Source organism: Actinocrinis sp. (assembly GCF_035653575.1).
Classification (GTDB): Bacteria; Actinomycetota; Actinomycetes; order Streptomycetales; family Catenulisporaceae; genus Actinocrinis.
The window spans coordinates 1-22,997 of record NZ_DASRBQ010000077.1; the positions used below are offsets into that span (position 1 = coordinate 1).

General features: G+C 72.1%; 18 protein-coding genes and 1 pseudogene. 14 read left to right on the forward strand and 5 right to left on the reverse strand.

Translation table 11 applies throughout. From position 1 onward, the window contains the following. The 4 genes from VFA06_RS10860 to VFA06_RS10875 all read right to left on the reverse strand — a co-directional run. A partial coding sequence (locus tag VFA06_RS10860) for an L-arabinose isomerase family protein (protein WP_422653129.1) occupies positions 1-993 on the reverse strand: 993 nt, incomplete at its 3' end. Then, complete coding sequence (locus VFA06_RS10865; protein WP_324840353.1) at positions 990-1,709, reverse strand: L-ribulose-5-phosphate 4-epimerase; 720 nt, start codon at positions 1,707-1,709, stop codon at positions 990-992. The genes VFA06_RS10865 and VFA06_RS10860, both read right to left, overlap by 4 nt. Continuing rightward, positions 1,706-3,436, reverse strand: a complete 1,731-nt coding sequence (gene araB / locus VFA06_RS10870) for a ribulokinase (RefSeq protein WP_324840354.1) — start codon at positions 3,434-3,436, stop codon at positions 1,706-1,708. Before araB ends, VFA06_RS10865 begins: the two co-directional genes overlap by 4 nt. 108 nt (positions 3,437-3,544) lie before the next feature. After that, positions 3,545-4,579, reverse strand: coding sequence for a LacI family DNA-binding transcriptional regulator (locus VFA06_RS10875; protein ID WP_324840355.1), 1,035 nt, complete (start codon positions 4,577-4,579; stop codon positions 3,545-3,547). A 361-nt stretch (positions 4,580-4,940) separates the two neighbouring features. Here VFA06_RS10875 and VFA06_RS25895 point away from each other — a divergent pair. From VFA06_RS25895 to VFA06_RS10890, 4 genes and pseudogenes are all read left to right on the forward strand, one after another. Next, positions 4,941-5,705: pseudogene (locus VFA06_RS25895) on the forward strand (putative protein N(5)-glutamine methyltransferase); the annotation flags it as partial. Positions 5,706-5,789: 84 nt separating this feature from the next. After that, positions 5,790-6,380: a class I SAM-dependent methyltransferase gene (locus tag VFA06_RS25900; RefSeq protein ID WP_349260150.1), complete on the forward strand. Its 591-nt coding sequence runs from the start codon at positions 5,790-5,792 to the stop codon at positions 6,378-6,380. A 138-nt stretch (positions 6,381-6,518) separates the two neighbouring features. Continuing rightward, positions 6,519-9,428 carry a hypothetical protein gene (locus VFA06_RS10885; RefSeq protein WP_324840357.1) on the forward strand — a complete coding sequence of 970 codons (2,910 nt, stop codon included), beginning with the start codon at positions 6,519-6,521 and terminating at the stop codon, positions 9,426-9,428. A gap of 16 nt (positions 9,429-9,444) precedes the next feature. After that, entirely contained in the window at positions 9,445-12,534 is a 3,090-nt protein-coding gene (locus tag VFA06_RS10890; RefSeq protein WP_324840358.1) for a hypothetical protein, read from the forward strand. Between the two features lie 10 nt (positions 12,535-12,544). On the opposite strand, the gene VFA06_RS10895 is transcribed toward VFA06_RS10890, so the two are convergent. Then, a complete protein-coding gene (locus VFA06_RS10895) occupies positions 12,545-14,080 on the reverse strand; it encodes an MFS transporter (RefSeq protein WP_324840359.1) in 1,536 nt (511 codons plus the stop codon). Between the two features lie 109 nt (positions 14,081-14,189). On the opposite strand from VFA06_RS10895, the gene VFA06_RS10900 reads away from it, so the two are divergent. From VFA06_RS10900 to VFA06_RS10945, 10 genes are all read left to right on the forward strand, one after another. Further along, entirely contained in the window at positions 14,190-14,900 is a 711-nt protein-coding gene (locus VFA06_RS10900) for a helix-turn-helix domain-containing protein (protein WP_324840360.1), read from the forward strand. Between the two features lie 433 nt (positions 14,901-15,333). Continuing rightward, the gene (locus VFA06_RS10905; RefSeq protein WP_324840361.1) at positions 15,334-16,284 is read left to right on the forward strand and encodes a hypothetical protein; all 951 of its coding nucleotides are present in this window, start codon (positions 15,334-15,336) and stop codon (positions 16,282-16,284) included. 58 nt (positions 16,285-16,342) lie between these two features. Further along, positions 16,343-17,893, forward strand: a complete 1,551-nt coding sequence (locus VFA06_RS10910; RefSeq protein WP_324840362.1) for an amino acid permease — start codon at positions 16,343-16,345, stop codon at positions 17,891-17,893. 187 nt (positions 17,894-18,080) lie between these two features. Continuing rightward, a complete protein-coding gene (locus tag VFA06_RS10915) occupies positions 18,081-18,659 on the forward strand; it encodes a hypothetical protein (protein ID WP_324840363.1) in 579 nt (192 codons plus the stop codon). A gap of 172 nt (positions 18,660-18,831) precedes the next feature. Beyond that, positions 18,832-19,278 carry an alternative ribosome rescue aminoacyl-tRNA hydrolase ArfB gene (gene arfB / locus VFA06_RS10920; RefSeq protein ID WP_324840364.1) on the forward strand — a complete coding sequence of 149 codons (447 nt, stop codon included), beginning with the start codon at positions 18,832-18,834 and terminating at the stop codon, positions 19,276-19,278. A 111-nt stretch (positions 19,279-19,389) separates the two neighbouring features. Then, the gene (locus VFA06_RS10925; protein ID WP_324840365.1) at positions 19,390-19,947 is read left to right on the forward strand and encodes a hypothetical protein; all 558 of its coding nucleotides are present in this window, start codon (positions 19,390-19,392) and stop codon (positions 19,945-19,947) included. 160 nt (positions 19,948-20,107) lie between these two features. Beyond that, a complete protein-coding gene (locus VFA06_RS10930; RefSeq protein WP_324840366.1) occupies positions 20,108-20,413 on the forward strand; it encodes a hypothetical protein in 306 nt (101 codons plus the stop codon). Beyond that, a complete protein-coding gene (locus VFA06_RS10935) occupies positions 20,413-21,405 on the forward strand; it encodes an FAD:protein FMN transferase (protein ID WP_324840367.1) in 993 nt (330 codons plus the stop codon). Before VFA06_RS10930 ends, VFA06_RS10935 begins: the two co-directional genes overlap by 1 nt. Beyond that, entirely contained in the window at positions 21,402-22,019 is a 618-nt protein-coding gene (locus VFA06_RS10940; RefSeq protein ID WP_324840368.1) for a ferric reductase-like transmembrane domain-containing protein, read from the forward strand. The genes VFA06_RS10935 and VFA06_RS10940 overlap by 4 nt, the downstream gene beginning before the upstream one ends. A gap of 5 nt (positions 22,020-22,024) precedes the next feature. Then, positions 22,025-22,997: hypothetical protein (locus VFA06_RS10945; RefSeq protein WP_324840369.1), on the forward strand; the 973-nt coding region annotated here is incomplete at its 3' end.

Below are 22,997 nucleotides of genomic sequence, written 5' to 3' on the forward strand. Positions count from 1 at the left end.
CGCCTTGACCGTGCGCAGCAGCACCGAGGTCTTCCAGTCGCCCTCGCCGCCGAAGCCGTAGCCGTCGGCCATCAGCCGCTGCACCGCAAGGCCGGGCAGCTGCCGCAGCCCGCCGAGGTCCTCGAAGTTGGTGGTGAAGGCCCGGAAGCCGCCCGAGGTCAGGAAGTCGCGCAGGCCCAGCTCGATACGTGCCGCGTACCGCAGCGAGTCGTGCCGCTCGCCGCCACTGCGCAGCTGCGGCGCGATGCGGTATTCGTCCTCGTACTGCTTCACCAGGTCGTCGATGCGCGCGTCGGTGACCGAGTCGACGACGGCGACCAGGTCGTTGACGCCGTAGGTGTTGACCGAGACGCCGAAGCGCAGCTGCGCCTCGACCTTGTCGCCCTCGGTCACCGCGACGTCGCGCATATTGTCGCCGAACCGGGCCAGCTTCAGCGTGCGCACCTCGGCCAGGCCGACCGCGGCGCGGATCCAGGTGCCGATCCGCTCGGCCACGCTCGGGTCGCTCACGTGCCCGGCCACCGTCTTGCGCGGCACCCCGAGCCGGGTCTGCACGAAGCCGAACTCGCGGTCGCCGTGCGCGGCCTGGTTCAGGTTCATGAAGTCCATGTCGATCGTCGCCCACGGCAGCGCCACGTTCGCCTGCGTGTGCAGGTGCAGCAGCGGCTTACGCAGTGCGTCGAGCCCTGATATCCACATCTTGGCGGGTGAGAAGGTGTGCATCCACGCGATCAGGCCCACGCACTCGTCGTCGCCGTTCGCGTCCAGGCACACCCTGCGGATAGCGGCCGCGTCGGTGAGCACCGGCTTCCAGACCAGCTCGACGGCGCCCTCCCCGAGCGCCGCGGAGAGCTGCTCGGCGATGGCGCGGGACTGCTCGGCGACCTGCCGCAGCGTGTCCTCGCCGTAGAGGCCCTGGCTCCCGGTCAGGAACCAGACCTGCCGCCGGGGTGTCCCGGAGGGGGACCCGGGGGCGGCGTCCAGTGACGTCATTGTTGGTTGACTCCGTCCGCAGAGGGCTGCTGTCCGTAGACGTTGGTGTATCGCTCGTAGAGCGCGTCGATGTCGGCGCTCGGGATCGGGATCGGCTCGCCGTAGGCGCGGGCCAGGTGCACGGTGCGCGCCACGTCCTCGGTCATCACCGCGGCCTTGACCGCCGCGCGGGCGTTCTTGCCGATGGTGAACACCCCGTGGTTGCGCATGAGGACCGCGGGGGAGCGGTGCCCGGCCAGGGTCTCCACGATGCCCTTGCCGATCGACTCGTCGCCGATGAGGGCGAAGGGGCCGACCGGGATCTCACCGCCGAACTCGTCGGCCATCGCGGTGATCACGCACGGGATCGCCTCGGCGCGCGCCGACCAGGCCGTCGCGTAGGTCGAGTGCGTGTGCACCACGCCGCCGACGTCGGGGCGGTGCCGGTAGACGTAGGCGTGCGAGCCGGTGTCGCTGGACGGCTTGTATTCGCCCTCGACGACCTTGCCGTCCAGGTCGCACAGCACCATCGACTCCGGGGTCAGGTCCTCGTAGTCAAGGCCGCTGGGCTTGATCACCATCAGGTCCGCGCCCGGCACCCGCGCCGAGACGTTGCCCGAGGTCCAGGCCACCAGGCCGTTGGCCGGCAGCAGCGCGTGCAGGGCGCAGACCTCCTCGCGCAGGCGGGTGATCTTCGCGCGCAGCAGGGTGTCGATCTCGTGGGACTGGATGCTCATCGGGCCTCGCCCTCGGTGGACTCGGACTGGGCGTGCGCTTCGATCCGCAGTTCGCGCAGCCGGTGCAGTACCTCGTTGGCGCCGCGCCCGAAGTAGTCGTGCAGGCGCAGGTATTCGGCGTAGAGGGCCTCGTACGCCGCGGCCCGCTGCGGGTCCGGGGTGTAGGCGGCGCGCTCGATCTTGCCCATCGCCCGCGCGGCGGCCGGCACGTCCGGGTACGCCCCGGCGGCCACTGCCGCGTGAATGGCGGAACCGAGCGCAGGACCCTGCGACGAGCCGATCAGGCTCAGCGGCCGCCGGGTGATGTCCGCGTACAGCTGCATCAGGAAGCTGTTGCGCAGCAGGCCGCCGGCCACCACGAACTCGTTGACCGGAACGCCGCTCTCCTCGAAGGCGTCGATGATCACGCGGGTGCCGAACGCGGTAGCCTCCAGCAACGCGCGGTACACCTCGTGCGGCTTGGTGCTGAGCGTCAGGCCGACGATCACCCCGGACAGGTGGTGGTCGACCAGCACCGACCGGTTGCCGCTGTGCCAGTCGAGCGCGACCAGTCCGTGCGCGCCGACCGGCTGCGCGGCCGCCTGCTCGGTGAGCAGTTCGTGCACCGAGATGCCGCGCTCGGCGGCCTCGGCCTGGACGGAGCCGGGCGTGGACTGCTCGGTGAACCAGGCGAAGATGTCGCCGACGCCGCTCTGCCCGGCCTCGTAGCCCCACAGGCCGTCGATGATGCCGCCGTCGACCACGCCGCACATGCCGGGCACCTCGGCCAGCTTCTCGCCGTTCATCACGTGGCAGGTGGAGGTGCCCATGATGGCGACCATCTGGCCGGGCTCGATGGCCTGCGCGGCCGGGGCGGTCACGTGCGCGTCCACGTTGCCGACGGCCACCGCGATGCCCTCGGGCAGCCCGGTCCACGCGGCGGCCTGCGCCGTGAGCGACCCGGCCCGTGCGCCGAGCGGGGAGATGCCCGGCGCGCCGGGGGCCAGGTCGAGCTTGTCGTTGAAGCCGGCGAAGCCGGCGTTGAGCGCGGTCAGGAAGGTTGCCGAGGGCCGCACGCCGTCTTGCAGGATGCCCTTGTAGCCGGCGGTGCAGGCGTTGCGCGTCTCGACGCCGCACAGCTGCCAGGTGATCCAGTCGGCCGCCTCGATCCAGCGCTCGGTGCGCGCGTAGATCTCAGGGTCCTCCTCCAGCAGTTGCAGGCCCTTGGCGTACTCCCACTCGGAGGAGATCTTGCCGCCGTACCGGGCGATCCACGGCTCGGGCCGCTTGTGCGCGAGGGCGTTGATGCGGTCGGCCTGCGGCTGCGCGGCGTGGTGCTTCCACAGCTTGACGTAGGCGTGCGGCCGGTCCCGGAACTCGTCGAGCTCGCACAGCGGGGTGCCGTCGGCCAGGGTGGGCAGCACCGTGCAGGCGGTGAAGTCGGTGCTGATGCCGATGACCCGCGCCGGATCCACGCCGGCCGCGGCCACCGCGGCGGGCACCGCGCGGCGCAGCACCTCGCGGTAGTCGTCAGGGTGCTGAAGCGCCCAGTCCGGCGGCAGCGACCGGCCGCCGACCGCCGCGGGCAGCGCCTCCTCGATGACGCCGTGCGCGTACTCGTGCACCGCGGTCCCCAGTTCCGCGCCATCCTCGACCCGGACCACCAGGGCGCGTCCCGACAGCGTGCCGAAGTCGACTCCGACCACGTACCGGTCCCCACCGCCATGATTGTTAGCGTTAACAACCATGTCGCGCCTCTGCCATAGTCGAACCTTCCTCGGGATCGCCGCCGGCCGCCCTCGCGGGCCCGGCTTGTCAGTGCTCGTCGCTCGTCGTGCTCGTGCTCTGCGGATGGTTCACAGGGCGGGACGCGCCGCGGAGGCGCGCACCACCAGGCCGGGGTCGATGGACACGCGTACCGCCGCGCGTCCCACTCCGGCCAGGTCGGCGTCGATCAGCTGGATCAGCGAGCGCAGGGCCCTGCGGCCCAGCTCGTCGAAATCCTGGCGGACCGTGGTCAGCGGCGGCCCGAAGTACTCGGCCTCCGGGATGTCGTCGAACCCGATGACGCTCACGTCCTCGGGCACCCGGCGGCCGGCCTGCTGCAGCGCGCGCAGCAGCCCGAGCGCCATGTGGTCGTTGGCGCAGAAGACCGCGGTGATCTGCGGGTCGCGGGCGATCCGGTGGCCCAGCTCGAAGCCGGTGCGGGCGGACCAGTCGCCGCCGGTCAGCGGCTCGGGCACCGGCGCGCCGCGGGACTCCAGGGTGCGCCGCCAGCCGATCTCGCGCTCCTGCGCGTCCAGCCAGGAGGCGGGCCCGGCCATGTGGTGCACGGTGCGGTGGCCGAGATCGAGCAGGTAGGAGGTGGCGCGCTCGGCCCCGCCCTCGTTGTCCACGGCCACCGAGGCCAGCGAGGAGTGGGTGCCGCAGCCGACCGCGACCAACGGCACGTCCGAGGGGACGTTGGCCAGCGCGCCGACCGCGGTGGTCTGCGGGGCGATCACGATGATGCCCTCGACCGCCTGGTCGCGCAGCCGCTCCACCGCGTCGAGCACCGAGCGGCGGTCGAGCGCGGCCAGGGCGGCGACGGTGACGAAGTAGTCGTGCTGCTTGGCGGCCTGCTCGATGCCGTAGAGCATCGAGGCGGGGCCGTAGAGCGTGGTGTTGAAGCTGATCACGCCGAGCGTGTTGGTGCGCCGGGTGACCAGGGTGCGGGCGGCCGCGTTGGGCCGGTAGCCCAGCTCGCGGATGGCGGCGAGCACCCGGTCCCGGGTGGCCGGCCGCACGTTCGGGTGGTCGTTGAGCACTCGGGAGACGGTCTGGTGCGACACGCCCGCGATTCGTGCCACGTCGGCCATGACCGGTGCCCGATCGCCGTCGATGACGCGCATGCCTGCTCCGCCTCCCTCCGTGTCCACGGCCACGCCGCCGCGGTGGCCCGAGTCTAGGTGTTCTGCCCACTGAGCGTGGTTCACGAGCGCCGTTCCCGGCCTCGATGGAGAATTGTTAGCGCAAACATTCCGGAGGGTCAAGGGTCCGCAACGCGATCGAAATCAGTCGTTGATCTGGCCGGATTGAACCGGACCCGGCCGCCGGCCGTGCAAGTCCGGCCGAATGGGCGAATTCGGACGATCACGAACGCGCGCCTCTGAACAGGGGTTTTCGCTAGACTGAGAGGTCGGGGGAAACGAAAGGAAGCTTCGGTCCGGACCCAGGCGTGAGGCGGTCGACGTCGTATCAACGCATGAAACCGTGACCGCCGCGCTGCGGCTGGCGGGCTGCGTCTTTGCCGAGGAAGAGGCGCGGATGCTCATCGCCGAGGCAGCCACGGCGGACGAGCTCGACCGCATGGTCCGGCAGCGGGCCGGCGGCCTTCCGCTCGAACAGGTGCTCGGCTGGGCGCAGTTCTGCGGCCTGCGCATCGCGGTCGATCCCGCGGTGTTCGTGCCGCGGCGCCGAACCGAGCTGCTGGCGCGCGAAGCGGCCAGGCTCGCCGCGCAAGTTTCACAGCACGCGCCTTTGGTCGTCGTCGACCTCTGCTGCGGAACCGGCGCATTGGGCGCCGCGGTCGCCGCCGGCGTGCGGCGCACGCTCGACCTGCACGCCGCTGACATCGATCCGGCGGCCGTCGAGTGCACCCGGCGCAACCTGGCCCCTCTCGGCGGACAGGTGTATCAGGGTGACCTCTATAGCGCGCTGCCCGAAGCGCTGCGCGGCAAGATCAATGTTCTGATCGCGAACGTGCCCTACGTGCCCACCGACGACCTCGCGTTGCTGCCCGCCGAGGCGCGGGACCACGAGCCGCGCGTCGCGCTCGACGGCGGCAGCGACGGCCTCGAGGTGATGCGGGCCGTCGCCGGCCAGGCGCCGCGGTGGCTCGCCGTGGGGGGCCACTTGCTCGTCGAGGCCAGCGAGCGGCAGCTGCCGGCGGCGATGCAGGTAATAGTGGACAGTGGCCTGTTGCCGCGGGTCGTCCTCGACGACGAGATGGATGCCGCGGTCATCGTCGCCACGCGCGCGGAGGTGACAGAGGTGACGGAGCAAGCGGGAAATCGCGCCGACGATCCGTTCGGCGGCCGGCAGCCGACCAGTCACGAACGGATGACCGGATTACCGTGGGACGCGTCCTACCGCAACGGGCCGGCGCCCTGGGACATCGGTCGGCCGCAGCCGGTGGTCGTGCGGCTGGCTGCGGAAGGCGCGTTCGTCGGCCCGGTGCTCGACGCGGGCTGCGGGACCGGCGAGAACGCCCTGCACATCGCCGCGCTCGGCGTGCCGGTGCTTGGTTTCGACGTAGCGGAGACGGCGCTGTCCGCCGCGCGCGAGAAGGCGGCGGAACGCGGGATCGCGGCGGAGTTCGTTGCGGCCGACGCCTTCGCGCTGGACGGCCTGGGCCGCACGTTCGCCACGGTGCTTGACTGCGGGCTGTTCCACACCTTTCGCGGTGACGAACGGGCGAGATACGTGGCCGCACTCACATCGGTCACCGAACGGGACGCAACCCTCCACCTGCTGTGTTTCAGCGACGAGGGCCCCGATACCGGACCGCACCCGGTCAGCCGGCGAGAGCTTGAAGCGGCCTTCGGCCCCGGCACCGGCTGGGCCGTCGCAGCCATCGAACCAGACCGCGTCGAGACGCGATTCCAGCCGAGCGGCGCACCGGCCTGGCTGGCGATGATCAAGCGGATCTGAGCAGCTTTCACGGGCGGCGAACAGTCGAACCGGAAAGTCGTGTGAAACGTGTCCCCGGTCGTGACTGTGCGCGATGAGATTGCGGTAGGTTTCCGGGGCAAGGCGACGGGACGGGAACCTTCGGGGAGGTGTGCACCGGTGCCTTCGCTCGACGCATCCGGGTCCGCAGACCCCGGCCTTGTCGACGACGCACGGGTCCCGCTCGACGAGATCTACCGCGCGCTGGACGCCTTCGAGGAACAGGCCCGCGCCCGCGGCGACAGCCCGCGCGCCGTGCACCAGGTCCGCCACCGGCTCGCCCGCCAACTGGGGCACACCGCGACGGCGGAGCACGAGTTCGAGCTCTGGATCGCCGCGCCGCGCGACCTCTCCTCGGGCTGCTTCGCCTGCGAGCAGAGCCAGATCGGCGACTGGTACGCGGAGCGCGGCGAGGACGCCCGGGCCTTCGAGGCCTGGGCCGGGCTGCTGGACGGCTCCGTGTTCTGCGACGCCGAGCCGCACGGCGTCCTGGCCCGTTCCCTGATTCCGCTCATCCGCCTGGGCAAGGGGCGGCAGGCGCAGCAGAACCACGACGAGGGCTACCGGATCTCCCGGCTCAAGCCCCCGATGGCCGCGCAGATCGGCGCGCACATCGAGTTCTGCGCGCTGACCGGGAACGCCGCGCGCGGACTGGAACTGCTGGCCGAACACGGACACTGGCTCGCCGGCCCGGCCGCCCGCGGCAGCGTCACCGAGCAGCGCGCCGCCTTCCTCGGCGGTGCCAGCGTGCTGCTGCGCGCGCTGACCGCGTCAGGCCTCGACGACCTGCCGTTCGCGATCGCCGGCGCCGCCGCGAGGCCGGTCGGCGAGCTGCGCGACGAGGTCGACGCGGAGCTCTCCTCGATCGCGGCCCGCTTCGACGAGCGCAACGGCACCTGCGCGTTCAGCAGCCGGATCGTGCACCGCCGCAGCAGGCAGCCGTTCCTCAGCGCCCTGGCACTCGACGCCCGCACCGTGCTGCCCGCGGCGCCGGCTCGGGCCAGCCAGCGGCCCGCCGCCCAGGCCCCGCGCCCGAAACCCCGACCGGTAGCGGACCTGGTCACCGAAGCCCGGCGGCTGACCGAGCTCTGGCACCCGGACGCCCTGGAAGCCTGGAAGCGGGCGCAGGCCGCCGCCGAGGCGAGCGGCGAGCCGCTGCCCGAGGACGCGAAGACCGAGTTCGACGAGCAGGTGGCGCTCGCGGACGGCGCCGGCGCCGGGATCAGCGGCGGCGTGGCGGCGGCCGTGCAGCGCGCCCGGCTGCTGGAAATCGCCGACCGCTACCGCGCGCAGGGCCGGCTCGGCCTCTCCCTGCGCGCCGCCAGCCGGGCGGCGCTCGCGCTGTCGCGCAGCGGCCAGCGCGATGCCGCCGCGAGCGATCAGTCCGCGCTGCGCGCCGCGGCCGCCGACGCCCTCGCCGGGCACGAGATCACCCCGAGCGAGTACCTCGCCGTGCGGATCGGCAGCGGGTATCAGAAGTTTCACGCCTGGCAGTCCCTGGCCGCCGAGACCGAACCGCCGGACGAGCGCCCCCAGGAGCCCGACGCCGCGCCCTCCCCGTGGTTCGGCGGAAAACCGCGCACCGACGCCCCGGCGCCGCCGCAGCCCGGCAAGAGCGGCGACGCCCGAGCGGCGGCCGCCCGCGACGCCCTCGCCGAGTTGCAGGAGCTCACCGAGGAGTGCCAGCGGTTCGAAGTCGCCCTCTACGGCGCCGCGGCGGCCGCGATGGCCGCGCACGTGCGGCTCGGCAGCGGCGAGACCAAGGCCGCCGAGCAGAGCCTGCGCCTCTCCGTGGAGCTCTACCACGAAGGCGGCGCGCCCTGGTGCGCGACGGCGGCGGAGCTGAACCTCGGCCGGATCGCGCGCGCCCGCGGCGACCTTCCCACCGCCGAGCGGTATGCGCGCGCCGCGGTCGAGCACAACCTCGACCCGGCGCTGCGCGGCGCGGCCGCCATGCTGCTCGCCGAGGCGATCTGGCTGCAGGACGGCCGCGAGGCGGAGGCCGTCGCTCCGGCGCTGGCCGCCGCGGCCGCCTTCGCCCGCCGGGAGGGCGCAGCCGACGAGGAGGCGCGGGCCCAGCTGCTCGCGGCCGAGGCGCTGGCCGCCGCCGGGCGCCCCGAGGAGGCGATCGCGCTCTTCGAGCCCGCGCTCAAGGTCGCCGACGCGCACTGGGACCGGGACGAGTGGAAGCCCGTCATCGCGCAGGCGGCACGAGCCTATGGAAACAGCCTGATCGCGGCGGGCGATCCGCGCCGCGCCGCCGAACTGCTGCTCAGCACCGCCGACCGGGTCAAGGACTGGCCGAACCAGATCCCGCACGCGATGCTGGCCGCCGACGCCGCCACCGCGCTTGAGCGCGCGGGACGGCACGCGGACGCCGTGGCGGCCTTCGAGCGCGCGGCGCAGCTGTGGCAGGACGTGGGCGATCCGCTGGTCCGCGTCAAATGCCTGCGATCGGCGGCCTGGCTGCTCGCCGCGGAGGACCTGGACGCGGCGCTCGAAGTGATGGACCGCGCCGGGAGCGAGCTGGTCACCGCGTTGGCCGCCGACGACGACGAGAACGGCGATTGGCACGCGCCGACCCGCTATGAGCTCGCTGAGACCCATTTGCAGCGCGCCCGGATCGTGCTCAACCTCGCGGAGAGCCGATCGCTCGCCGCGGACGACGGCGAGAAGCTGCTCGGCGAGGCGTACCAGCACGCCACCGCCGCGATCAACGGCCTGCGACGGCTGGTCCCCGGCGGTCCGGCGTTCGCCCCCGACGGCCTGCTGTTCGAACGGCTCTCGGTCGCGCTGGTGGTGGCCGCGCGGATCGAGGGCGGTCACCTGGACCGCCCGGTGGCTGCCGCGGCCAGGCTGCGCGACTGGGCAGCCGAATTCGAGTCCTGGGACAAGCCCGAACTCGCGCGCCGGCTCACCGACCGCGCCACGAAGCTGTATCCGGGCGGCGCGGTCATCGCGCTCTTCCCCGCCGCGCCGGATGCCCCGGCCTCGTCCGAGCCAAGCCACCGCTATCTGACCGTGGCCTGAGAGCGGAGCGCCGGCCATGGACCTCGCCCAGCTCCACGCCGCGCTCGCCGCCGCGGACGAGCTGCCCTATGGCCGGGAGCGCGTCGCGCGGCGCGAGGAGCTGGTCGCGCTGGCCGAGCAGGTCGGCGATCCGGCGGCGCTGGCCTCCGCCCTGCTCAGCCTCGCCGACGACTGCCAGGAGGACGGCGACGAGCAGGGCATGGTGCTCGGCTTCAGCCGGGCCTGGCGGATCTGGCAGACCAAACCGGAGGTCTTCGACGCGGCGCTGCGCTTCCGGTTCCGCGAGCACTTCCAGCACGTCGTCGACGTCCTGGACGCCGACGAGCGGGTGCCCGCCGCCGAGGTCGACCGGCTCATGGACGAGATGGAGTCGTTCTACCTCACCGGCGGCTACAGCCTGCGCGCGGTCCACCGCAGCCGCTACTGGATCCACCGCCGCCGCGGCGAGAACGAGCTGGCCACGCTGCGGATCGAGGCCCTGCTCGCCGAGGACGGCGACGCCGGGGCCGCCTGCGACGCCTGCGACCTGGCCACGGCCGCCTACTGGTACGAGCGGCAGGACGACCTGCCCAAGGCGGTGGACCTGTGGCTCGCGATCATCGCCGGGGTGCGCAGCTGCGAGCGGCCGCACGTCGGCATCGCGCACGGCGAGGTCATGATCGACCTGCTCAACCTCGACCGCTTCGACAAGGCCCGGCAGCACCACCGGCTCGGGTACCCGGCGATCCGCCGCCGCCACGACCTGCCCCGGCAGCTGGAGCTGCACGCGCTGTTCGTCAACCGGACCCGGGACGTGCTGCGCGGCCTCGAGATCCTGCACGACCACATCGACTGGCTGCCCGCGCACCGCGACGCGGTCGGCGAGTACTGGTGGGTGCACGGGCGCTTCCTGCTCTTCCTCAAGCTGCTCGTCGACGCCGGGCAAGGGGACCTGCCGATCACCCGCTCGCCGCGCGACATCGTCACCGCCTCGGCCCTCTACACCGAACTCGACGCCGTGCTCGCCGACTACGCCGCCCATCAAGACGCGGCCGCCGGCGGCTCGGAACATGCCGAGACCCTGGAGTCCTGGCGCACCGCCAAGCTGCGGCACGACGAGCTGCCGCCGCCCTCCGGCTGGCTGGAAGCGGGCTGGCTGGACGCCACCTGGCCGCCGATCCCGATGCCATGGGACGCACGCGGCCGAGCGGACGGCAGCGGTCCGCGCAGCCTCCCGCGGGGATTCGAACCCGTAGACGCGCTGGCCGCGCGTGCCCGCTATCTCGCCTTCCTGCGGCACCCGCACGCGTGCGCCGCCTGGGAACAGGTGGCGGCGAGCGGCACCGGACTGAGCGACGATGTCGCCGCGGAGCTGTCCGAAAGCCGCGGCACGGCGCTCGCCCAGCGCGCCGACCACGCCGCCGCGCACGAACAGCTCGCCTTCGCCGCCACCCTGTACGCGACCCTCGGCCGCACCGGCGACGCGCTGCGCTGCCGGGCGATGAGCGCATACCAGCGCTACCTCGTCGGGGGTGAGGAGGCCGCGGCCGCCGAGGTGGTGCAGGCGGAGGCGTGGAAAGCCGCGCAGGCCGAGTTCGAGGCCGGCCGGATCACCGGCGGCCAGCTGGTGACCGTCCGCTTGTACGGGCTCTACCGGCACCTGGACCGCTGGCGGCGCACGGTCGACGCCGAACCGGACACCGCCGACGACGGCGAGGCAGGCCGGCTGGTCGCCGAGGAGGCCGCCGAGGAATACCGCACCTTCCGGGAGCTGGCCGACGCGCACGGCGCCACGCCTCAGTACGCGGCGGCGGCCCGCGCGTGGGTCGAGGTCACCGCGGCCATGGCCCGGATGTTCGCCCGGCAGGGCGACGAGGCCGAGGCCGCCGGGTATGTCAGCAGCCTGCTGGATCGGCTCGGGGATCTGGCCGAGGTGTACCTCGCGGTGTTCCAGCCCTGGCTCGCGGCGGAGGCGCTGCTGCGGCGCGGGCAGGTCCTGCTCGCCGCGCACCAGCCCGCCGAAGCGGAGAGCTGCGCCAGACGCGTCTCGCAGCTGGCCAATCCGCCGGCCACCCCCGACCTGCCCGGCCTGACCACGCTGCTGCTCGCCGAAGCGATCAACGCCCAAAGCTCCCGCGATCCCGACCACGCGCGCGACGACGAGGTCGTCCAGGCGGCGGCGCAGGCGGCCCGGCTGCTGGCCGGCAGCGATCCGGTCGGCGCCGCGCGGGCCAGGCTGCTGATGGGCGAGGTGCACCACCGCGCCGGCCGGCACGAGACCGCGCTGACCTTCTACCACCCGGCCCTCTCCCAGATCCTGGGGCGCTGGGAGGACGATGAATGCCGAGAGCTGATTCATCTCAGCGCCCTGCACTACTCGATCAGCCTGTGCGAGCTGGACCGGGCGCGCGACGCGGCGCGGGTGCTGCGCGACGTGCTCGCGGTCGTCCCGGAGGACTACCCGACCGCGCGCGCCTGGCTGCGGCACCAGCTCGCCGAGGCGGCCGAGCAGGAGGGCGATCAGGCGGCGGCACTGGAGGCGTACCGGGACGCGGCGCGCGCGGGCCGTCCCGCGGCCGGTCACCAGCCGACCACCGCCGCCCTCGAATCGGTGGCCCGGCTGCTTGCTCCCACCGACATCAAAGCAGCGCTCGAACAGCTCGACGACGTGATCGCGCACCTGCGCGCGTGCGACGAGGACGACTCGGAGACGCGGCGCTACCGCGACTTCCTGATCGCGCAGGCGCGCACGCTCCGGCTCAAGCACGTGGTCAAGCGGATCGAGATGCAGACCCTTTCCGAGCAGGAGGCCGCGGAACTGCTTCCCCCCGCGCAGGAAGCCGCCGAGGCCGGGGCGCGCGAGCTGTGGTCGCTGCTTGAACATCCGCAGGACGGCGACGCGCGCGAGGAGTACGTCGCGGCGTTGGAGTCCGGTCTCAAAACGCTGAGCCTGGCCATCGCGGTGCTGGGCGAGAACCCGGCCAGCGCCTCACGCTGGCAGCTGGCCTTCGCAGAGGGCTGCGAACGCTGGGGCTACCCGGAATACGCGCGCACGGCCCGCGAGAACGCCGAGTACTTCGCGAGCCGTGCGCAGCTGGATGACGCCGAGGTCGAAGAAGAGGTCTGACGATCGGCGTTCACCCGTGGACGGCGGGCGCCGCCTGCGGATCGCTGACGTGCACGCCGGGCCGCAGCAGCAGACCGCAGACGACCGCGCCGCCCGCGAAGATCCCGGCCGACCACCAGAACGCGGTGACGTAGCTGTGCAGCTGCGCGTGCGCGAGCACCAGCGGGGTCGGCAGCTTGCCCGCCAGGTAGCTGGTCGCCGCGGCCGTCGCCAGCGTGTTGAGCAGCGCGGTGCCGATCGAACCGCCGACTTGCTGCATCGTGTTGACCAGCGCCGAGGCCACCCCCGCGTCGTCCGCGTCCACCCCGAAGGTGGCGATGTTCATCGCCGGGGCCATGACCAGGCCGATGCCGACGCCGATGATCAGCAGCGGGCCGAGGATGTGCGTGGCGTAGCTGGTGGTGACGTCGATCCCGGTCATCCACGCCATGCCGGCCGCGGCGAGCACCATGCCGATGGCGACCAGCGGGCGCGCGCCGACTTTCTGCAGCAGCCGGGTGGTGGCCAGCGTCGCCGAGGCCATCAGCACGAACACCATCGGCAGGAACGCCAGGCCGGTCTTGACCGGCGAGTACCTCAGCATGATCTGCAGGTAGTAGGTCAGGAACAGGAAGACCCCGAACATGCCCGCGCCGGTGATGAACACCGCGGCGAACGAGCCGCCGCGGTCGCGGTCCAGCAGGATGCGCAGCGGCATCAGCGGATGCGAGGCGCGGGTCTGCCACCAGCTGAAGGCTACGATGCCGAGCGCGGCCGCGGCCAGGAACACCCATGTCGACGGGGCGCTCCACGGATGTGACGCGGCGTTGGAGAAGCCGTAGACCAGGCAGAACAGCGCACCGGAGATGACCACCGTGCCGAACAGGTCGAGCTTCGGGCGGTGCTCGGAGCGCTGGGTGTGCAGCAGGGTGACCGCGCCGACCAGGGCCACCACCGTGAACGCGACGTTCACGAACAGCGTCCAGCGCCAGTTGAAGTACTCGGTGAGCAGGCCGCCGAGCAGCATGCCGATCGCGGCGCCGGAGCCGGCGATCCCGCCGAATACCGCGAAAGCGGTACCGCGTTCCCTCGGTTCGGTGAACGTCGTGGTCAGCAGCGAGAGCGCCGCCGGGGCCAGCATCGCTCCGGCCGCGCCCTGCAGCGCCCGCGCGGTGACCAGCACCTCGAAGTTGGGCGCGGCGCCGCCGAGGGCGGAGGCGAGGCCGAAGCCGACCAGCCCGATGATGAAGGTGTTCTTCTTGCCGATCAGGTCGGCGAGCCGGCCGAAGAACAGCAGCAGCGCGCCGAAGGCCAGCGAGTAGGCGGTCACGATCCACTGCCGGTCGCCGTTGCTGAAGCCGAGCGCCTTCTGCGCGTCGGGCAGCGCGATGGTCACGATGGTCGCGTCGAGCACGATCATCAGCTGCGCGATGCCGATCACGGCGAGGATCAGCCAGCGGCGGGCGTGATGCGGGTTCTCCTGCGGGAGGTTTCCGGCCGCGGGCGTCGTGGCGCCGAGGGTGCGGCCGGGGGAGGCGGAGCCCCCCGTGGTGGTGATGTCGGGCATAGGCGATGTCCCCACATATCTGGAGGATGGGTCTCCATTTCATCCGAGCGTAGCATAGAACCGGAGAGATGATCTCCACTTGTTGTCGCCGGAGGTAGACTGCCGCGCCATGGACACGCCCACGCCGCCTGCCGCCCCCCGACCGCTGCGCCGCGACGCCGAGCTCAACCGGCAGCGCGTCCTGGTCGCGGCCAAGGAGGTCTTCGCCGAGCGCGGGCTCGAGGCCACCCTCGACGAGATCGCCAAGCACGCGGGACTGGGCGTCGGCACGGTCTACCGGCGCTTCCCCAACAAGGAGGCGTTGATCGACGCGCTGTTCGAGGAGGGCTTCGCGCAGATCCTGGAACTGACCGAGCGGGCGCTGGCCGAAGCGGACGCCTGGGCGGGGCTGGTCTTCCTGCTGACCAGGATGGCCGAGGTTCAGGCCGCCGACTTCGGGCTGCGCGACGTGATGCTCTCGGAGACCTACGGCCGCGACCGGATCGCGCAGATGCGCGACCGGATCAAGCCGATGATGGAGCAGCTGGTCGCGCGTGCCCAGGAGCAGGGCCTACTGCGCGCCGACTTCCGCGCGACGGACATCATGGCCGTACAGCTGATGATCTCCGCGACCGTCGAGTTCACCCACGGCGTGCGTGACGGCGGCTGGCGGCGGTACGTGCCGATGCTGCTGGACGGGTTGATCGCGCGGCGCGACGGAGTGACCGAGCTGGCCGAGCCGGAACTTGACGACGACGATCTGCACTCCGCGATGCAGAGCTGGCCGCGCTACCGGCGGGGGAGCGCGCCCGTCGAATCCCGGCGGCAGCAAGATCTCTGACACGGACCTCGCATCGCCGGAAGCACGCCCGCGTTCGCTGTGCGCGGCGTCGTGATCTGTTTCGCGCCGCGGTGACAACACACTGCCGAAGTGATCTTCGTACTCGATCAACGCTGTCACCGATCACAATCGACGTGCCCTGATCATGATCGCCGAGGCGGAGCGCGCCGGACCGTGATCACCGGCCCCGACGCCGCTTCGGCGTCGGGGCCGGACCCGGCCTGACCTGCGCTGTGAGCGATAGATTGCCTGTGTGTTACGCACCGAATTCGGTGCCTGCTTTCGCCTGCTGCTGTTGTTGATATCGTGTCCTGCGTTTGACCGGGTCCATGTCACGGAACGCACCGCCGAGCTAGCCGGGAGCCGTTGTGTCGATCATGAGCGAACGCGCGACACCCGGCACGCGCGCGCGCCGTCACGGCCGGGAGGCGCGGTGAGCAAGCCGGCCTTCGTGTGGAATCCGGCCGGCGCGGATCGCGATCTGGCCCAGGTGGCCCTCGACCTGAAAGCGGGCCGCTTCCACGAGGCGCGCGCCCTGATCGCGGCCACCCGCTCAGACTATGAACTGCGCGCGCACCGCTCCCTGGTGCTCGCCTCGGTGGCCGCCGGCCTCGACGTCGCCGAGCAGTGGCTCGCCGACGAGCCTTCGAACCCTGATGCGCTGCTGATGTACGCGCGCACCGCGGTGGCGCGGGCGCTGCGCGCGGCCGACTCCGGCGACGAGCGCGCCGGAGACCTGGCCGCCCTCGCCCAGCGCGCCTGCCTGGTGTGCGCGGACGCCGACCCGGCCGACCCGACCCCCTGGGTCGGGCTGCTCGCCCTGGCCCGGCTCGGCCACGCGAAGGTACCCGGCCCTGAGGGCGTCACCTCGCCCGGGCCCTGGGACCTGCTCGGCGAGGCCCGCGCCCGCGATCCGCTCAACCGCGAGGCGCACCATCGCCTGCTGGCCTGCTTCTTCCCCCGCTACGGCGGCAGCGCGGACGCGATGTGGGAGGTCGCGCGCTGGGTTTCGCTGCACAGCCCGGCCGACTGCGCGCTGCAGGTCCTGCCGCTGACCGCGTACGTCGAGCACTACCGCGAGCTGCGCGACGATCCGGTGCGCGGCCCGTTCGCCGACCGGCAGTGGACCGACCAGCACGCGCTGTTCACCTCGATGCACGTCTTCGACGGCTGGTTCCGCGCGGTCGAACGCGATCCGCTGGTGCCGGTCGCGGACTTCTCCGTGCTCGCCCACGCGCTCTACATGGGCGACCGGCACTGGGAGGCGGCCAAGGTCTTCCGCGCCATGGGGCCTTACGCCTCCACCCATCCGTGGTCGCTGTTCGGTGATCCCGCCGAGCAGCTCACGCGCGCCCGCCAGCGTTGCCGGGTCCGCACCCCCTAGGCTCCACTGCCCCTCACCCACCACCCACAGAGCCAATACCGAGAAAGTGAGCGCTGAGATGTCCTCGACGACACGGGCGTCACAGGATCAACGGTCCGCCGGGACCGTGCTGCTTGACGACGACCAGCGGCTGCATGAGCTGGGCTATCCGCGCAAGCTGTCGCGCCGGCTGACCTGGTTCGACAACTTCGCGGTCTCCTTCACCATCATCAACATCATCGCCGGGGTGTTCACCGGCTTCGGCGAGGGCTTCGGCGCCGGCGGCCCGCGCACCCTGGTCTGGGGCTGGATCGTGGTGTCCACCCTGATCCTGTTCGTCGGCGCCGCGATGGCCGAGATCTGCTCGGCCTACCCGACCTCCGGGGCGCTGTACTACTGGGCGGCCAAGCTCGCCAAGCGGCACAACGCCGCCTGGTCCTGGTTCACCGGCTGGCTGAACTTCGCCGGGCAGATCGCCGGTACCGCGGCCACCGACTTCGCCGCGGCCAGCTTCATCAATATCCTGATCGGGCTGGAGTGGAGCAGCTACAACCCGACCAAGTACACGACGCTGCTGGTCTTCGGCGTCATCCTGCTGGTGCACGCCCTGGCGAACACCTACACGGTCAAGCTGGTCGGCCTGCTCAACCGGATCTCGGTGTGGTGGCTGCTGATCGGCGCGCTGGTCATCGTGGGCGTACTGGTGTTCAAGCCGTCGCACCACCAGTCGGCCTCGTTCGTCTTCACCCACTTCGAGAACGCGACCGGGTTCTCCAGCGGTCTGTACGCCGGGCTGCTCGGCCTGCTCTCCACGGCCTGGGTGTTCACCGGTTTCGACGCCAGCGCGCACATGACCGAGGAGACCAGCAGCGCCGCGGTCTCCGCGCCGCGCGGCATCGTACGTTCGATCGCTTACTCGGGCGTTGGCGGCTTCATCCTGCTGCTCGCGCTGCTGTTCTCGGTGCAGAACTATGACAACGAACTGGGCAGCGGCACCGGATTCCCCTCCGCTCAGATCGTGCTCGACGCGGCCGGCGGCGCCCCGGCCAAGCTGCTGCTGCTGATCGTGGTCGGCGCGCTGCTGTTCTGCGGCCTGGCCAACATGACCAGCAACTCGCGGCAGATCTTCGCCTTCTCCCGGGACGGGGCGATCCCCGGCTCGCAGCTGTGGCACTCGGTGAATCCGCGCACCGGCACGCCGGTCAAGAGCGTGTGGTTCGCCGCGGTGGGCGCCTTCCTGCTGGTGCTGCCCTCGCTGTGGTCGAGCACCGCGTTCTTCGCGGTGGTCTCGGTGAACGTGATCGGCCTGTTCGGCTCGTACGCGGTCCCGATCTTCCTGCGGCTGCGGCGCGGCGACGATTTCGAGCCGGGGCCGTGGAACCTGGGCCGCTGGAGCAAGCCGATCGCCGCGGTCGCGGTGGCGTGGGTGTTCCTCAGCAGCATCCTGTTCCTGCTGCCCGAGTCGAGCCCGATCACCTGGCACTCGCTCAACTACGCGCCGATCGCGCTCGGCGTGGTGCTGCTGATCTCCGCGGTCTGGTGGTTCGTCACCGCCCGGCGCACCTTCAACGGCCCGATCAGTTACGGCACCCCCGAGGAGTTGGCCGCGCTCGAGAACGAGTTGATCTGACCCCTCATCCGGTCCCCGGCGTGGTGGAGATTCCCGACTCCACGCCGGGGACCGCCGCTGTCCGGGTGACTCGTACGACTTAACTGGCAAGCGGATGAATATCAACAGCAGATGTCGATGCCGCCGTCCGGCGCGGGTACCTGCCTTCCGGAACCCGAGGGGGGTACCAGCCCGAAAGAGGACCACAGTGCAGAAGCGACACGCTCGCTGGATCGCGACCCTCGCCCTGGCCGGCACCACGGCGCTTTGCGGGGCCACCGCGGCCGAGGCCGCGACGAGCGGCGCGCAGGGGCCGAAGCAGGTCTCGCCGTCCACCTGCGCGGGTCTGCTCGCGGACTTCTCCGCGACGCTGATCCAGGCGGCGAAGAGCCTGATGGCCACCCCGCCCGATCTGGCCGGCGCGACGGCCCAAGTCGCGCAGGCCAACAAGCTCGACGAGGCGATCAAGAGCCTGGGCTGCGCCGCGGCGAGCACGCCGACGACACCGCCGGCGCCCGGTGCGCCATCAGCGCCAAGCGCCTCTTCCCTTCCGGCGGCTCCGGGCCTTCCGGCGGCCGTGAACCTCCCGGCCGTGCCCAGCCTGCCGGGTACGCCGAGCATCCCGTCGCTGCCCTCGCTGCCGGGCTCTCCCAGCGCGCCGTCGCTGCCGGGCGTGCCTGGACTGCCCGGCGTCCCGGGCATGCCTGGACTGCCCGGCCTGCCGGGACTGCAAGGACTGCCCGGAGCGGCAGGCTCGCTGCCCGCCCCGAGCCTGCCCTCCCTGTAGTCACCGGCCGCCGCGCGACAAACGCCGAAAACGCCGAACGGCCGCGCCATCCGGGTCAACCGCCCGGCCGGCGCGGCCGTTCGGCATCGCGCACAACTGCCTGGCCGCTGACCGCCGATGCCCGTAGACTGCGCCGTCGTCTGGTGATCGCAAAAGTTGGGGGTACCCGGTCATGCCTTCGGACGAGGACCTCGCCTCCGGACCGCTGCGCGTCACGGCCGCCGTGATGATTCCGGCGCACGAGCTGAACTGGCGCTTCTCTCGGTCCTCCGGACCCGGCGGCCAGGGCGTGAACACCACCGACAGCCGGGCCGAGTTGATCTTCGACCTGGCCGGCACCTCCGCGCTGCCGCCCGAGCTCAAGGCCCGGGCGCTGGCCCGGCTCGGCCGGCGCCTGGCGAACGGTCAGCTCGCGATCTCCGCCGCGCAGTTCCGCTCCCAGCTGCGCAATCGCCAGGCGGCCCGGGACCGGCTCGCCGCGCTGCTCGCCGAGGCCATCGCCCCGCCGCCACGCGCGCGAAGGGCCACGAAGCCGTCGAAGGCGGCGGTGGCCAGGAGGCTGGACGACAAGACCCGCCGCTCGCAGATCAAACGGCTGCGGCGGCTTCCTCCGGAGTAGCGGCCGACCGCTGCGCACGCTGCGCCCAGTGAATCAGTGGTCTAAGCTCGGCATGTGAAGTTCGCTGGCCGGCCTTCCTGGCACGTTCGAATTAACCTGGCGCAACCGCTCGTGATCGCCCTGCACCTGCGCGACGCGGCAGGGCTCGACGTCGCGGCGGACGCCGTCGTCCCGCCGCTCGAACCGGCGGTGCCGCTCGACGCAGCGCTCGTGCCGTATGCCACCGAGCAGGCCGCTGCGCAGTGGACGCAGGTCTGGCAGTCCCTGCTCGACGGCCACCCCGAGTTCTCGGACGCGCCTCCGGTCTTCGCCGAGCCGCTGCACGGACTGCCCGCCGCGCTCACCGCCCTCGCCGAGGCCGGGCTTCCCAACGCGCTCGCCTGGCTCGATGCGTGCAGGCAGGAGGATCTCCAGTTCCTGCGCGCGAGCGGGGGCCGGCCGGGTCGCCGCATGGGCCGCGGCCTCGGCATAACCGAGCTCGTGCGCCGGATCGAGCAGGAGAACGGGCGCGAAGCCGTGCCGTTCACGCTGCGCATCAGCCTGCTTCCGGTCGCCGGGAACTGGGCGCGGCGGGTACGCCGCGAGCACGTCCTGCTCAGTCGCTCAATCTGCGAGGACGAGGCCGCGTGCGAGGCGTTCCTCGAGCCTGTCCTGCGGGATCTCGCCTAGCTGCCAGAGCCCAGCCCCACCCCGTCACGGGCACCTCTCAGAAACTTCCTTGAGTTTTCTCATCCTCCCCTTCGCCGCAGCCCAGCGTGCCGCTCATCAGCGCCACGGATAGTGGACCGCGATACGGCAACGATCAGCGGACCAAGCGGACGGAGCAGCGATGTTCGACCAGCCGAAGCGCACCCGGCGGCGCGATCGCGCACGGGTGAACGCCATCACCTCCGTCGTGGGCGTCTCCGGAATCGCCGGAGCCGTCGCCCTCGCCGTCGCGCTGCCCGGCTCGACGCACAGCACGTCCAGCTCCACCTCTTCTTCATCGTCCTCGTCATCGGGCAGCACGACACAGAGCACGACGAACAACAGCGACACGACCACCACCAACAGCAACAGCAACAGCAACAGCTCGACCAGCCAGGCCCCGCAGTCGACGAACCAGAACGCCCAAGCCACCTCGGGGGGCTCGTGATGAGCGCCACGACCACCACCGCCCGGCCCGCCCCGGCGGCCGAGACGCGCATCGGCGCGAGCGACTGGACGGCCATCGGCACCCAAATCAGGCTCCTGGTCACCAATCCCGGCCGGCTCGCCGCCGCGCGCGCCATCCTCGAATCAGACCTCGACGGGCTCGACCGGGCGTGCAGCCGGTTCCGCCCGGATTCCGAACTCGCCGCGCTCGACGCCGCGGACGGCCGCTGGGTCACCCTTTCCCCGCTGCTGACCGAGGCGCTCGGCGTCGCGCTCGACGCCGCGCGCGACAGCGACGGAGACATCGACCCGACCGTCGGCGAGGCCATGTCAGCCCTCGGATACGATCGCGACTTCGCGCTCGTCGCGCCCAGCGGCCCCGCGATCAAGCTCAGCGCCCGGCCGGTGCCCGGGTGGCGCCGGATCAGCCTCGATCGCGGTTCGCGCAGCCTGCGCATGCCGCCGGGCACCCGCCTCGACCTCGGCGCGACCGCCAAGGCCTGGGCCGCGGACCGCGCCGCGACCCGGATCGCGCAGCGGCTGCGCTGCGGCGTGCTGGTCTCGCTGGGCGGCGACATCGCCACCGCGGGACCGGCGCCACGCGGCGGCTGGCGGGTGCGGGTCCAGGACGTGACCGGCCATCCGGACGACCTGCCGGCCGGCCCGGCGCAGACCGTCGCGCTCACGGGCGGCGCGCTGGCCACCTCGAGCACCACGGCCCGGCGCTGGGAACGCGGCGGCGCCGTGCTGCACCACATCCTCAACCCGCGCGACGGACTGCCGGCGCCGACCATCTGGCGCACCGTCTCGGTCGCCGCGGCCGACTGCGTCACCGCGAACGTGGCGGCGACCGGCGCGATCATCAGGGGCCGCGCGGCCCTCGCACGGTTCGAGCAGCAGGGGATCCCGGCGCGGCTGGTCGACCTGGACGGCCGGGTGTTCACCACCGGCGGCTGGCCGCCGGTCCCGAGCGGGGCGGAGCGGGATAGATGAGCGCCGCCAGCGGCATCACCTCGAGCACGGCGCTGTGGTACGCCAGCCGCGCCACCGGCATCGTGTCATTGATCATGCTGACCGGCGTCGTGGTCCTCGGCGTCGCGGTCCAGAAGCGCGGCAGGCTGCCCGGTCTGCCCAAGTTCGCCGTGGTCGGCCTGCACCGCAGCCTCTCCCTGCTATCCGTCGCCTTCCTGGTGATCCATATCCTCAGCGCCATCGCGGACAGCTACGTGAACATCCGCCTGACGGACGCGATCATCCCGTTCGCCGCCTCGTACGAACCGCTGTGGCTGGGACTCGGCACGGTCGGCTTCGACCTCATCCTTGCCTTGATCATCACCAGCCTGCTGCGCGTTCGCATCGGGCACCGCACCTGGCGGTGGGTGCACTGGCTGGCCTACGTCTCGTGGCCGGTGGCCATCGCGCACAGCCTCGGCAGCAGCACCGACATGCAGAGCGGCTGGCTGCTCGGCCTCGGCATCGGGTGCATCCTCGCCGTCGCCGCGGCGCTGGCCTGGCGGGTGAGCGAGGGCCGAAAGCCGCACGAGGTACCGCGAGCCGCGCGCGTCTCCGTCCTGTTCGAACAACTCAGCGGGGGTAGACAGCAGTGAACGTCATGACGACTCAGCCCTCGGACACGACTGTCCCGCAAGGCGCGAACGTCCGCAGGCTCCTTCCGCTCGCCGGACGGACGCTGACCCTGGAACAGCACCGCGCGCTGCATGGCCCGCCCGCATATCAGGGTTCGGCGCAGGCCGTGATCGACGAGGTCCGCGCGGCCGGCCTGACCGGCCGCGGCGGTGCCGGATTCCCGACCTACCGCAAACTCGAAGCGATGCTGCACGCCCCGGGGCGTGCGGTCGTCGTGGCGAACGGGGCCGAAGGCGAGCCCGCGTCGTACAAAGACAGGACTCTGCTCTACTCCGACCCGCACCTGGTGCTCGACGGCCTGCAGTTGGCAGCCGAAGCGGTGCAAGCCCGGCAGGCGTACGCGTACGTGCACCCCGATCAGCGGGTACTGAGGCAGGTGCGCGAGGCCGTCGCGGAGCGGCTGCGCGCCGGCATCGATCGCGTGCCGGTCACGGTCGTCGAGGCTGCGCCCCGCTTCATCGCCGGCCAGGAAACCGCGGTGGTGCACCGCATCGAGGGCGGCCTCGCGCTGCCGCGATATGCGCCGGTACGAGTCACGGAACGCGGCATCGGCGGCGCACCGACCCTCGTGCAGAACGTTGAGACGCTGGCTCATCTCGCCCTGATCGCTCGCTACGGCGCTGGATGGTTTCGCGTCGCCGGGACGCCGGAGGAACCAGGCGCCCTCTTGGCGACGGTGCACCGGCCGAACGCCTCCCCGAAGGTGATCGAGACCGCGGCGGGAGTCGCGTTGCGGGAGCTGCTGGGACTGGACGGATATCGGGCGCGCGCGGTGCTGATCGGCGGCTACCACGGAACCTGGTTGCCTGCGGATCGCATCGCCGACCTGCCGCTCACCAACGCGGCGTTGCGCGCGCACGGCGCGTCGCTCGGCGCCGGCGTCCTCGCGGGGTTGCCCGCTGATTCCTGCGGACTTCGCGAGACCGCGCGGATCGTAT